Origin of the sequence: Pseudomonas sp. MF6394, assembly GCF_002018845.1 — a bacterium.
Taxonomy (GTDB): domain Bacteria; phylum Pseudomonadota; class Gammaproteobacteria; order Pseudomonadales; family Pseudomonadaceae; genus Aquipseudomonas; species Aquipseudomonas lactis.
In genome coordinates this window covers 25810-39004 of the sequence record NZ_MVOJ01000007.1, presented here as the reverse complement: position 1 = coordinate 39004, position 13195 = coordinate 25810, and the positions used below count along the sequence as shown (strand labels likewise).

10 protein-coding genes are annotated in these 13195 nt (G+C 60.5%); 6 read left to right on the top strand and 4 right to left on the bottom strand.

Annotation, left to right across the window (positions count from 1 at the left end):
• Positions 1-21 precede the first annotated feature (21 nt).
• The 3 genes from kdpC to MF6394_RS09780 all read left to right on the top strand — a co-directional run bounded on the left by kdpC (position 22) and on the right by MF6394_RS09780 (position 4170).
• The gene (gene kdpC, locus MF6394_RS09790) at positions 22-567 is read left to right on the top strand and encodes a potassium-transporting ATPase subunit KdpC (RefSeq protein ID WP_047710378.1); all 546 of its coding nucleotides are present in this window, start codon (positions 22-24) and stop codon (positions 565-567) included.
• A gap of 132 nt (positions 568-699) precedes the next feature.
• Positions 700-3342, top strand: a complete 2643-nt coding sequence (locus MF6394_RS09785) for a sensor histidine kinase (RefSeq protein WP_047710379.1) — start codon at positions 700-702, stop codon at positions 3340-3342.
• Between the two features lie 138 nt (positions 3343-3480).
• Positions 3481-4170 carry a response regulator gene (locus MF6394_RS09780; RefSeq protein ID WP_044274219.1) on the top strand — a complete coding sequence of 230 codons (690 nt, stop codon included), beginning with the start codon at positions 3481-3483 and terminating at the stop codon, positions 4168-4170.
• 123 nt (positions 4171-4293) lie between these two features.
• Here MF6394_RS09780 and MF6394_RS09775 read toward each other — a convergent pair whose 3' ends face one another.
• Complete coding sequence (locus tag MF6394_RS09775) at positions 4294-5331, bottom strand: patatin-like phospholipase family protein (protein WP_003189836.1); 1038 nt, start codon at positions 5329-5331, stop codon at positions 4294-4296.
• Between the two features lie 216 nt (positions 5332-5547).
• Here MF6394_RS09775 and MF6394_RS09770 point away from each other — a divergent pair, with 216 nt between their 5' ends.
• The 3 genes from MF6394_RS09770 to MF6394_RS09760 all read left to right on the top strand — a co-directional run bounded on the left by MF6394_RS09770 (position 5548) and on the right by MF6394_RS09760 (position 7517).
• Positions 5548-5826 (top strand): hypothetical protein, encoded by a 279-nt coding sequence (locus MF6394_RS09770; RefSeq protein WP_078466579.1) that lies wholly within the window; start codon positions 5548-5550, stop codon positions 5824-5826.
• A 42-nt stretch (positions 5827-5868) separates the two neighbouring features.
• A complete protein-coding gene (locus MF6394_RS09765; protein WP_032892765.1) occupies positions 5869-6630 on the top strand; it encodes a CHAD domain-containing protein in 762 nt (253 codons plus the stop codon).
• 89 nt (positions 6631-6719) lie between these two features.
• On the top strand, positions 6720-7517 hold the full coding sequence (locus tag MF6394_RS09760; protein WP_078466578.1) for an acyl-CoA thioesterase: 798 nt from the start codon (positions 6720-6722) through the stop codon (positions 7515-7517).
• 9 nt (positions 7518-7526) lie between these two features.
• Here MF6394_RS09760 and MF6394_RS09755 read toward each other — a convergent pair whose 3' ends face one another.
• The 3 genes from MF6394_RS09755 to MF6394_RS09745 all read right to left on the bottom strand — a co-directional run bounded on the left by MF6394_RS09755 (position 7527) and on the right by MF6394_RS09745 (position 13122).
• Positions 7527-7889, bottom strand: coding sequence for an Mpo1-like protein (locus MF6394_RS09755; RefSeq protein ID WP_003189844.1), 363 nt, complete (start codon positions 7887-7889; stop codon positions 7527-7529).
• Positions 7890-8005: 116 nt separating this feature from the next.
• On the bottom strand, positions 8006-8410 hold the full coding sequence (locus MF6394_RS09750) for an Imm50 family immunity protein (RefSeq protein ID WP_078466577.1): 405 nt from the start codon (positions 8408-8410) through the stop codon (positions 8006-8008).
• Positions 8407-13122: an RHS repeat-associated core domain-containing protein gene (locus MF6394_RS09745; protein WP_078466576.1), complete on the bottom strand. Its 4716-nt coding sequence runs from the start codon at positions 13120-13122 to the stop codon at positions 8407-8409. The genes MF6394_RS09750 and MF6394_RS09745 overlap by 4 nt, the downstream gene beginning before the upstream one ends.
• Between the last annotated feature and the right edge of the window lie 73 nt (positions 13123-13195).

Here is a 13195-nt window from a genome sequence, read left to right as displayed (position 1 = left end):
CGATTTATTGAGGATTTGACTATGACAAACATCATCCGCCCAGCCCTGAGCCTGCTGGTACTCATGACCCTGATCACCGGCGTGGCCTACCCGCTGGTAGTCACCGGCGTGGCGCAAGTCGCCTTTCCCGACCAAGCCAACGGCAGCCTGGTACGCGACGCCAGCGGCAAGGTGCGCGGCTCCAGTCTGATCGCCCAGGACTTTACCGGCGATAGCTGGTTTCACCCACGCCCTTCAGCCGGTGCATTTGCCACCGTGTCCAGCAGTGCCAGTAACCTGGGCCCCAGCAATCCGGCCTTGGCGACCCGCATAATCGAGGATGCCGGCAAACAGTCAGTGCCTGGCCAGGGCCCGGTGCCACTGGCCTCGCTGACCACCTCCGGCAGTGGCCTTGATCCACACTTGCCACCGCAGGCGATTGCCTATCAACTGGCGCGAGTAGCGGCGGCGCGAAATGTGCCAGTGTCGACCTTGCAGCGGTTGCTGGATGAGCACATCCAAAGCCCTCTGGTAGGCCCGCCCGTAGTAAACGTACTGGCCCTGAACATGGCCCTGGAAAAACTCTGACCCCCCGGTAGGAGCGAGCTTGCTCGCGAAGGTCGTTAACGATGACGCGAACGTCCAGCCTAAACGCGGCGCTCTTGAGTTTTTCGCGAGCAAGCTCGCTCCTACATCATTGAATTATCGAAGGACCACAGCATGAGCGACGCCGGCCGCGCCGATGCCCTGTTAGCCGATCTGCCCCGGGACGGCCGTGGCCGGCTCAAAGTCTTCCTCGGCGCTGCGCCCGGTGTGGGCAAGACCTACGCCATGCTCCAGGCCGCCCATACCCAACTGCGCCAGGGCGTGCGCCTGATCGCCGGGGTGGTCGAAACCCACGGCCGCGCCGAAACCGAAGCCTTGCTCAGCGGCCTGCCGCAACAACCGTTGTTGCGCAGCGAATACCGTGGCGTGATGCTCGAAGAAATGGACCTCGACGGCCTGCTCGCCGCCAAGCCAAAGCTGGTGCTGGTGGACGAGCTGGCCCATAGCAATGCCCCCGGCAGCCGGCATGAAAAACGCTGGCAAGACATCCAGGAACTGCTCGCAGCCGGCATCAACGTGTTCACCACGGTCAACGTCCAGCACCTGGAAAGCCTCAACGACCAAGTGCGCGGCATCACCGGCGTGCACGTGCGCGAAACCCTGCCGGACTGGGTGCTGCAAGAGGCCGACGAACTGCTGCTGATCGACCTGCCGTCTCGCGAGCTGCTCGAGCGCCTGCGTGACGGCAAGGTGTATGTGCCCGAGCAGGCGCGTGCGGCCATCGATGCGTTTTTCACCCAGACCAACCTCATGGCCCTGCGCGAGCTGGCTATGCAAACCGCCGCCGCCCATGTCGATGACGACCTGGCCCAGGGCTACCGCCAACTCGGCCAGGCCGCGCCGGCGGTGCGCGGGCGCTTGCTGGTCGGGGTGGATGGCGATGCCCAAGCTGAACGCCTGGTGCGTCATGCCAGCCGCGTGGCCCAGCGTCGGCATTTGCCTTGGAGCCTGGTGCACATCGACAACGGCCGTGCGCGGGATGAGCAATCGCGCCTGCGCCTGCAAAACGCCCAGCAACTGGCAGAGCGGTTGGGCGGCGAAGTGGTGTTGCTGCGCGCTGGGGAAGTGGCCAAGACCCTGATCCAGCATGCCGCCGAACGCCGCGCCAGCCTGGTGCTGGTGGGGCAGTCGCGGATGCGCTGGCGGCGGCGCCTGTTCGGTGGCGGCTTGGCCGCACGCCTGTTACGCAATGCCCGCGGTTTGGAAATCAACGTCCTCGACAGCGATGACATGCCTGCACCGCCACGTCTGCCCGATGTGCGCGGTTTGGTGTGGTTCGATTACGCCTTGGCGGTGGTGGCGACCCTCGCCGCTGCCGCAGTGGCCTGGGCCGTATCAAGTGCCCTGGCGCTGCCGAACATCTCGTTGGTGTTTCTCGCCGCCGTGCTGTTGGTGGCGGTGCGCAGTAGCCTGGGGCCGTCCCTGGTGTGTGCGGCGCTGTCGTTTCTGACTTACGATTTTCTGTTTATCCCGCCGAATTTTTCCTTCGCCATCCAGCGCGAAGAAGACGTGCTGACCCTATTGTTCTTTCTGTTGATGGCGGCGTTGACCGGCAACCTCGCCGCACGCCAGCGCCGCCAGTTGCAGGCGTTGCGCGATACCCAGGAAGAAACCAGCGAGCTGCTCGACCTGTCGCGCAAGCTCACCGCCGCCACCGACCGCCAAGCCGTCATCAGCGCCGCCGCCCACCATCTGCAAGGTTGGAACGACCTCGACTTGTGCCTGGTCAATCGCGACGGCCAGGGCGGCTGGAAGGTCGAGACCGGTGGCCCGTTGACCCTCACCGAAGCCGAACGCGCCGCCGCCGATTGGGCCTGGCAGCATGATCAGCCGGCCGGCATGGGCACCGGCACCTTGCCGTTGGGGCGTTGGTGGTGGTGGCCGCTGTCGGGTGAAGAGGGGCCCTTGGGTTTGCTGGGTGTCAGTGCCAAGCCTGGCCTGGAATTGAGCGGGCAACGTCGGCGCTTGCTCACGGCGTTGAGCCAACCGCTGGCCCAGGCGCTGGCGCGGGCACAATTGGGACAAGAGTTGGAATCGGCGCGCCTGCACGGCGAAACCGAACAACTGCGCAGCGCTTTGCTTGCCTCGGTGTCCCACGATTTGCGCACGCCGTTGACGTCCATGCGCGGCAGCATCGACAGCCTGCTGGCCCTCGGTGAAGCCATCCCGCTGGAGGATCGCCGCGAACTGCTCGAAGGCACTCGCGATGAAGCCGAGCGCCTCGACCGCTATATCCAGAACCTGCTGGACATGACACGCCTGGGCCACGGTGCGCTGAAACTGGCGCGCGATTGGGTGTCGCCCGGCGACATCGTCGGCAGTGCCCTTGGGCGATTGCGCGCCGTGCTGGCGCCGTTGCAAGTGAGCACCGATGTGCCGCCGGAACTGCCTTTGTTGTATGTGCATGCGGCGTTGATCGAGCAGGCCTTGGTCAACGTGCTGGAAAACGCCGCACGGTTTTCGCCGCCCCAGGGCCGCTTGCAGTTGCGCGCGGGCGTGCAGGATGAGCAATTGTTTTTTGCCGTGGCGGATGAAGGGCCAGGGATTCCCGAGGAGGAGCGTGCGAAGATCTTCGACATGTTCTACACCGCCGCCCGCGGTGATCGAGGCGGGCAGGGCACCGGCCTCGGGTTGGCGATCTGCCAGGGCATGGTCGGCGCGCACGGTGGGCATATCAGCGTGGCCGATGGCATTGACGGGCGGGGCACCTGCATCACCTTGTTTCTTCCATTGCCGACACAACCTGCCTTGGAATAACCCTGTAGGAGCGAGCTTGCTCGCGAAGGTCGTTAACGATAATGATGGCGCCCTGAATGCACGCGGTGCCTAGAAGTTTTTCGCGAGCAAGCTCGCTCCTACAGGGGGGGATTTTTTAATGGGTTTTGATGAGACACCATGAGCCAGACCGCGACGATTCTTGTCATTGATGACGAACCCCAGATCCGCAAATTCCTGCGCATCAGCCTGGCTTCCCAAGGCTATAAGGTGATCGAAGCCGGCACCGGCAACGAAGGCCTGGCCCAAGCGGCCTTGAGCAAACCGGATTTACTGGTGCTCGACCTGGGCCTGCCCGACATGGACGGCCAACAGGTGCTGCGCGAGTTTCGCGAATGGTCCACGGTGCCGGTGCTGGTGCTGTCGGTGCGGGCCAGCGAAGGTCAGAAGGTCGAGGCCCTCGACGGTGGCGCCAATGACTACGTGACCAAACCGTTCGGCATCCAGGAGTTTCTTGCCCGCGTGCGTGCGCTGTTGCGCCAGGCACCAGCGGGCGAGGCCCAGGAAGCCGCCTTGAGTTTTGGCCCGCTGACCGTAGACCTGGCCTATCGCCGCGTACTGCTGGACGGTGCCGAGGTGGCGCTGACCCGCAAGGAGTACGCAGTGCTGGCGCAACTGGCCCGGCATCCGGGGCGGGTGATTACCCAGCAGCAATTGCTCAAGGACATCTGGGGCCCAACCCATACCGAGGACAGCCACTACCTGCGTATCGTGGTGGGGCACCTGCGCCAGAAGCTGGCAGATGACCCGACCCAGCCGCGGTTTATCGTGACTGAGGCGGGGGTGGGGTATCGGTTGCTGAGTGCTTGAGTTTATCGCTGTCTGGGCCGGCCCTTTCGCGAGCAAGCCCGCTCCCACACTTTGAATGTATTCACAGGTCAAAATGTGGGAGCGGGCTTGCTCGCGAAGAGGCCATCAGCAACAACCCCACGCTCAACTCTGCTCACTCTCATACCGATCCAACGTATCACTGGCAATCTCCCGCCCCAACGCGATCAACTCCGGCGCTTTATAGAACTCGAAAAACCGGCACACCCGCTTCGGCACGTTGATCAGCACATCCGGCGGGTATCCAGCGATCTTGTATTGCGCCAAGGAGGTTTGCATCACCTCGAAACTCTGGTTGATCAGGTCCAGCAGCGATGCAGGCCCGACGTTGTCGATGATGAACGAGCCGGTCGCCGACTTCGGTGCGCCGGCTTTCTCCGGCGCCGCGGCAGGTTGTTGGGCTTCGGGTTCGGCAGACTCCAGCCACGGGTTGATCTCGGCGGCCTGGGCCTGCAAGGCTTCTTGTTCCAGTTTCATCAACTGCTCGGCCTGCTTGCGGCGAAACGGCAGGTGCGAGCCCAGGGACTTGGCCAGGCTGTTGAAGCGGCTCTTGAACGCGGGCGGGCGCTGGATCACCGGCAATTGGTAGTGCTTCTGGTTGGTGGCATTGAGGTTGACCGCAATGATCAAGTCACAATGGCTCGACACCACCGGCACGATGGGCAGCGGGTTGAGCAGGCCGCCGTCCACCAGCATGCGGTTGCCCTGCATCACCGGTGTGAACAGGCTAGGGATCGCCGCCGAGGCGCGCATGGCCTGGTGCAGGCAGCCTTCCTGGAACCAGATCTCCTGTTGGTTGGTGAGGTCGGTGGCGACGGCGGTGTAGGGGATGCGCAACTCCTCGATATTGATGTCGCCGACAATCTTGCGGATTTGCCCGAACACCTTTTCACCACGAATCGCCCCCAGGCGAAAGCTCACATCCACCAAGCGCAGTACGTCGAGGTAGTCCAGGCTTTCAATCCAGTTGCGGTACTCGTCGAGCTTGCCGGCGGCGTAGATCCCACCCACCACGGCGCCCATGGAACAGCCGGCGATACAGGCGATGTCATAGCCGCGTCGTTCGATTTCTTCGATCACCCCGATATGGGCGTAGCCCCTGGCCCCACCGGAGCCCAGCACTAAGGCAACACGTTTCTTCATGGCCAGATCCTTCGCAAAACAGGGGCCCACAATGCACCCATCAAGGGGCCTGCTTCAATCCTTGCTGACAGCGCGCAATATTTTTCCAGGCTGGCGATCAGGCTCGGGTATGCTCTGGCAATAGGTACTACTGATTTCAGGCTAAGGACAAGGCACTTTTCCCTGTAGGCAACGTCTACAGGCTACGACTGAATTTGTATATTTGAGGTGTCATCAATGAAAGCCTGGATCTGTTTGCCTGTGATCGTGTTGGCCTTGGCTGGCTGTGCTGGGAAAACCGCGTATCGCGACAGCTGCGGCTCGCAATTGGACGCCGCCTGGAAAGAACTGGACCTGGCCAAGGCCGAAGGTTTTGCCGGCACTGTCAGCTACTCCAAGGCTTTGTCGCTGTTGACTGGCGCCAAGACTCAGCAGCAGTTCGAAGCGTTCGAGGGCTGCTCCAACAAGGCCGAAAAGGCGCGGTTCTACATTCGTGAGTCTCGCGCCGGGCGATGAACCAGCGGCGGGTAGGATTTTTCATCGGAAAGTGAGGGCAGGATGTCAGCGTTGGTCAATCAGTTAGTCGCTCAGGTCATTGGCCTGGAAGTAGGGTTACTGAGCTGCCAGGCTCGCCTCGCCGCCGTCACTGACGATGAAGCCCTGCATGATTTGCGCACCACGGTACGCCGCCTGCGCAGCCTGTTGCGGCCTTTGCGCGGGCTGCCCGGTGTCGAACAGCTTGAATTGGCCGCCAGCACGGTTGGCCAACTGACTACGCCGCTACGCGACCGAGAGGTGCTGGCGGCGTATTTGCATCAGCACGGTTATCACGACGCGGCTGATCGGCGCCTGCGTCTGCAGCCCGAGGCCTATCGCCAGGTGGCGCAAAGCCCGGAGCTGGCGCACTTGCTGCTGATCCTGGATGCATTCCCACGGTTTATCCGCGCGTCCCAGCACCAGAAACTGCTCAAGGGCTTGCGCCCGCGCATCCAGAAACGCCTGGCCAAGCAATGGCAGAGACTCGATGAGGCCCTGAAGGATCCCGATCATGATCGCCACCGGCTGCGGTTGCTGATCAAGCGTGTGCGCTATGCCGCCGAGGCGTATCCGGAGCTGGACAAATTACCCGCCAACGCCCTGTCGCACTTGAAAAAAGCCCAGAGCGCCCTGGGTGATTGGCATGACTGTTGGCAGTGGCTGGCCCAGGCCGGTCACGAGCCGGACCTGCAACCCTGCGTAGCGGTATGGCAGCGCACCATGCTCAAGGCGCAAGGCAAGGCCGACCGCGTGCTGGATAAACTTAGCGCCGAGTGTTTTTAAACCGGTCCGGTTTTTGGCCGGAATGGGCGCTGTGCCTGCCGAATTCGATGGTTAAGATTCCTCCACGATTTACTTGATGTGAGGTCGCCATGCGCTTTAGTGATTTGCTCGATGCTGCCCGTAGCAATCCTCTGGATGTCACCATTCCTGCCGAATGGGCCCAGGGCCGGGCCACCTTTGGCGGCCTGGTCGCTGCCTTGCAATACGAGGCGCTGCGTGCCCAGGTGCCGGCGGATCGACCGCTGCGCTCCCTGGCAGTCACCTTTGTCGGCCCGGTAACGCCGGATGTGCCCGCCAGTTACCAGGTCGAAGTGCTGCGCGAAGGCAAGGCGGTCAGCCAGTTGCTGGGGCGCGTGGTGCAGAACGGTGAAGTGGCGACCCTGGTCCAGGCCAGTTTTGGCGCCTCTCGCCCCTCCGAGATTGATGTGGCGAGTGAGCCGCCACCGGTATTCAAACACTGGGATGAGTGCCAGGAGCTGCCCTATATCAAGGGTGTTACCCCCGAATTCATGAGCCATCTGGCAATGCGCTGGAGTGTGGGTGGCCTGCCGTTTACCGGCAATAAATCCCGCGAGATGGGCGGTTGGGTACGGTTGCGCGGAGATGTAAAAGAAGAACCACTGACCGAGGCGCATATCCTCGCCCTGGTCGACGCCTGGCCACCGGCGCTACTGCCACACCTCAAAAAGCCCGCGCCGGGCAGTACCTTGACTTGGACCATCGAGTTCATCCAGCCGCTGCAAGACCTGACCACCCTCGACTGGTGCCAGTACCACGTCAACATCGAGCACGCCCGCGACGGCTACGGCCACGCTGCCGCTGCCTTGTGGAGCCCGACCGGCGAGTTGATCGCCCTTAGCCGTCAGACTGTGGTGGTGTTCGCCTGAACCTGCCGGTCAGTGGTGGTGCCGCTGCCGCCAGGCGCGCCACCAGCCACCGCTGAGCACAAAGCGCGGGAAAGTCACGAACTGCTCGACCACCAGGCGCTGCACCGCATCTTTACGATCGCTGAACGGCTCACTGGCCTGGGCCTCCAGGCTATGGCCATGACGCTGCAACGCCAGGCCCGCGACAATGCCAATCACGCCGACCGCGAAGCTGGCCAGGCTGAGGCTGAACACGCCCGAAACGATCAGCAGAAAACCGACGATAAACAGCGGCACGGCAATCAGGTGCAACGCCAGGTTGGTTGGGTGCTGATGGTTCTGTGGGTACTGACGCCATTGCCAGGCGGGGAGATTGGGGTGACGTTTGCCCATGGTGGTGAATCCTCTGTCCGTTGAAACAACTTGAACAGAGTCTAGGTTGAGGTGGGCAGGGTGGCGAATTGGGGCTGGCTATGGGGGTCATAGTAATTACGCGATTTTTGTTCTATCTAGAAAAAATAATCGTCTGGACCATTTATGTATACATTCGGATCGCAAAGTGAAATGAATTTAGCCTTGAATTCAATTAGAGAGTTTTCATTCTTTGCTTGGAAATGAAAAAGATCATTTTGCTTGGTGATATCAACAAGAAACACCTCTCTAATGGGGATGTTGTGTATTTTTAATTCGCGAATGCCATGACAATCGATGCCCATTCTGCAGGTGTTATAGCCTTTCCCTTCCCATTTTTTTGGCAAAGTATCTGGGAATTCGGGTATGTCGAATCCTAACCCCACAGAAGGTCGATCATTTTCTATTTGCAAAGAAAAAAGAGCAATTTTGCTGATTTCTACAGGCGTGCTAAAAATTTTTTCAAAAAAAATATTATGATCAAGTTCGTTCCAGTATTTCATCGACTTCTCCTAAAGTTGTAATGGTCCTTGCCGCCGTCTACGGTTCCGTTTCGAGGCTTGTCTATTGGTCGCAAATTGAAATGCGCTTTTTGGTCACCTATGCCGTCTGGTCTGCCGAATTTATGCCCGGCAGAATGGCCCTGAATTAGAACCTTAGAGCCATCTGCTCTCGTGAATTGATAAACCCTTGAGTTTATGGTTATACCGCTTTCATCCAATATATTGTCATCATTCAAATCAGTCATTTTTTCTATTTTGTACTGTGTCGTTCTTCCTGAGCTAGGGTGTGTCATCACATCGGGGTTTTGAGTCATAGGTACATTGGCATCCCTTTTTGCTTGCCTGAACGCCCCTTTACGAGAGACATCGGGTATATCCGGTTCTGCAGGCAAAGAGCAGAGCGGTTTTTTCTTTCCTGAGCCAGGACAATTTGCGCTCAACCCTAGAGGATCAACCCACCCGGTAGGGTTGGGCACATACCGGTACCCATTGATCCCCCCCGCCAACTTCACCGGGTCCGGTGTCAGGTAGCGACCAATATCCGGATTGTAGTAGCGATGGCGGTTGTAATGCAGCCCGCTTTCCGCATCGAAATACTGCCCTTGAAACCGTAGCGGGTTGTCGATGTCGCCCACGTCGAACCGGGCGATCTGGCCGTAGGCGCGGTAGTGGGCGGACCAGACGATTTCGCCCTCGGGGCTGGTGAGTTCCTGCGGGGTGCCGAGGTGGTCGAGTTGGTAGTGGTAGGGCTTGGTTTCTTTTGGGCCGAAACCTTCCAATAGTGCCAGTGGGCGGAAGCTGTCTGGTTCGTAGAGATAGCTGCGATGGCGCTCTGCATGGTGTTCGGCAATCAGCTTGTCGCCTTGCCAGAAAAACTCGGTGGTCTTGCCCTCCACGGTCTTGCTGATGCGCCGCCCAAATGGGTCATAGCGATAACTGGCGGTTTCGCCGTTCGGCTTTGTGATGCTGATTAGCCGATGCTGGCAGTCGTAGTGGTACTCCGTAACGAGTTGCTGGCCTTTACCGCGCCGTTCGCGGATGAGGTTGCCGAAGGCGTCGTAGTCGTAGTGGCGGTCGCCTTGGATCATCAGGCGGTTGGCCGCGACGATGTCCGGGCCGGGGCGGTCTTGCATCAGCAGGTTGCCGGCGGGGTTGTGGCCGAAGCGTTCCTGCACGTCTTGGGAGTGGTCGGCGCGGGTCAGGCGGGCGAGGGGGTCGTAGTGGTAGCGGTGTTCGCCTTTGCGGGTGTCGAGCAGGCGGGTGAGGTTGCCGGCTTTGTCGTAGTCGTATTGGCGTTGGTAGAGGTGGTTCTGTTGCTGGGTCACCGCGTGGGCGTGCAGGCGGTGTTGATCGTCGTAGTGGTAGTGGCTGAGCAGTTGGCCTTGCTGGCGCTGGTGTTCGCGGCCGCTGTTGAAGAGATGTAAGGTGAGTACTTCACCGTTGAGTTCGACCGTGGCGAGGTGGCCGCCTTTGTCGTGGTTGAAGGTGATGCGGTTGTTGTCTGGCAGGCACAGGTTTTTCAGTTGCCCGCAGGCGTCGTAGCCGTAGCGCAGGGTGCCCCAGCCTTGGTGTTCGGCGGTGAGGCGGTTTTGGCGGTCGTATTCGTAGGCCCGTGCCCAGTGACCGTCTTCGACGCTGAGCAGGTTGCCCTGGCGGTCGTAGGCGTAGTCGACAACGCTGGCATCGGGCAGGGTTTTTCGTACGAGTCGCCCGGCGTAATCGCGCTGGTAGCGGGTGATGAGCTGACTGTCATCGTCGCCGTATTCGGTTTTCTCCAGCAGGTTGCCGTTGAGGTCGTAGACGTAGGCGGTGCGTTGGCCGTCGAAGCCGGTTTCCTGTTGGATCAGGCCATTGGGGTGGTAGTCGAGCTGGTAGGTTTCGCCGACTTCGTTTTCGATTTCGGTCAGCAGTAAGCGAACGTTGTCGTAGCGGTATTTGACCTGGGTGCCGTCGGCGTTGATACGGCGGCTGATCAGGTGCAGGCCGTCTGCGTATTCGTAGCGGGTGACGTGGCCGAGTTCGTCGCGTTCGGCGATGATTTTGCCGTAGGGGTTGTAGCTGAATTCGCGTGTGGCGCCGCCTGGCAAGACGAGGCGAATCAGCCGACCGACGCTGTCCCATTCATAGACTGTTTGCGCGCCGTGCTCATCCTCACGGGCGATTTGCCTTCCGAGGTCGTCATAGCGATAACGCTTGATCCCACCATGGGGCAATTGCTCCTCAAGCAACTGCCCACGCTCGTTCCACACCAGCCGATGGCAACTGCTGTCCGGGTACCAAACCCCCGTCAGTTGCCCGTGTTTGTTGTAGCTGTAGTCGATCGCGCTGCCATCCGGATCAATCTTGCGGATGACGTCACCCTGGTCATTGCGCTCATATTTCCAAACCGCCTCACCGCGCCTTACAACCCTTACGAAGCCGTTGTCATGCTCGTAAGACGTCGGCTCGTCATCCCCCGGAAACAACGCCACCAAGCGTCCGGCTTCGTCGTACTGATACGCCGTCACCGCGCCCAGCGGATCCTGTTCGACGGTCAGCCGCCCCTCGGCATCGTAGGATTTGAAATGCTGCGCGCCGTCCGGATCGATGCGCTGCACCAACCGCGCCCGCTGGTCATGGACATACACTTCCTGGCTGCCATCGGCGTTATGCACGGTGACACGGCCGTCATCCCCCCAGGCATAGCGCGTGTCCATCTGGGAAAAACTCGCCCAATGCCGGACACACCGCGCCGCTTTGCCAGATCGTTCCCACACCCAGAAGAAACTCGCCCCACCGGCCAGTTGGCGTTCAAGAATGACGTGCTGATCGTCATACCGATAACGCTCGCTTTCCCCGACAGCATTGGTCGCGCAGACCAGTCGTCCGTGTTCGTCATAGGCGTAGGAAACAACGTTCTGCTCGGTCTCCCACACGTAGGGCTCACGCCCTTTGGCGCGATGCACCTGGTAGTCCACCGCCACGATGCGATCCAGCTCATAACGCAAAAGCAGCGAACGGCCAGCACCGTTATCCAGCCGCTCAATCCGCCCGGAGGGATCACGGCAAATGCGCAGCCGGTTGTCATACGCATCGCTGATCGAGACCAGCACACCATCGCGAAAGTGATAGAACCGCGACGCCTGGGCCAGCACTAACTCATCAGGAGCCGAGCCCAAGTAGATCGCTGCTTCCGCCAGGCTATTGGTGATCGCGGGTCGGGCAGATGTGGGCAAGGGCAGGGTAGTCGAGCGGTTCTCATGGTCGGTCCACACCACCGAATCGCCCGACACACAAAGCCTGTGCGCCAGCGCATGACTCCAGCCAAACCCCAACCCGCAATCCACATCCACCGCACTGGTGCGATACAGCCGCGTCCACTCAAACGGCAAAACCCCGTCCAGCGCGCCATCGGTGAGGGTGAGCAATTCTTCCCCGGTGACCATCGACACCGGGCAGCCGTTGGTGACCGTCTTGTCCGCTGGCGCCGTCGCATCCCCTTTCGGATTCGACGCCACGGCAGGCAGATCATCGACGTGTTCCTGACGGACCAACACGGTCTGTCGGGTCTTGTTGCGAACCACCGGCACCGGGTTCGAAACCAGTGTGTCGCCGGCCTTCAATGGAACCACTGGCACGGCCTTGACCGGCGTCGCCGCACTGCTCAGCAACACCGGCTTGGCGACCTCGACATGAGCTTCCAGCCGAGGCCCTGTCACCTGCTTGGCCAGCAATTCCAACAATGCCCGCGCACGCCCCGACTTGACGCCACTAAGCACCTGAGCACCCAGGCGCAGCTGGACCCCAATGCCTCGCGTGGCCCAGATCAGCAACAGATTGATCAAGACTTCGCCGGTGATTTCACCCAGCAGTTCGTACATGTCAGGTGGCGGCAGCATGCGTACCCAGGCCACCAGCGCCGACAGGTAGATAAACAACAGCGGCTCATCACTGAGCACCAGCAAACCCTTGGCCAGCGTGGCTTTGCCCAGCGTGAGCAGCGCCTTCAGCTCAGCTTCGGACAGGTATTTCAGCAGCTTCTCGCTATTGGATTTGAGATTCGCGAGTAGGTCGTACAGCTCGGTGATGTTGTCCCACAGGTTATAAAGCGCGCTGCCAAGCCCGGCAGCAAAGGCCATGCCCTGTAACGCACTGCGCTTGTAAGCGGGCGCTTTGGCAAAGTCTGCCCATCGAGGTTTGAAGTGCTCGGCCCAGGCCTTGCGCAAATCCGCTTCCAGCCCGGCGATCACAGACTCATAGGACGCATACAGCGCCTGGACGTGAGCCTTGGAAACGTTGGGGTAAAAGGTGATTTCGTACGTCTGGTCGCGGGTACAGTCGTTGACTTCAAGAATGCCGCTGGGGCCAATGGTGCGATGCAGTGGCGCACCTATGGGGCTTCTGTCTTGTGCAACGGCTTGCAGCCTCACGGGCGTGTTGCCGATGGGCACGAACTGCGTGCTTTCGAACAGATGCACCAAGGTCAGCCCGCCTTGGGCTTTGCATTGAGCGACCGTACGACTGGGTTTTTTGGAAGAAGCCGGCGCGACCAGTGCGACCTGTTCTCCCACCTTGAATACCTGCTCCACGCTAAGTGTCGAACCACTTAAAAAGCTGTCGGTCCACTTATCAAAGGTATTCAGGCAGGTGCGGAAATCCGCGAATACGCGCTCAACCTTCGGCGCTTCGGGATCTAGGGGCACCAGTACCAGGTTGGCCAGCACCGAGATCAAGAGACAGCCCCATCCACCAGGGCTTTAACGAACACCACCATCTGCACTCCCTCGCGCTGTTTGATCAGGCGAG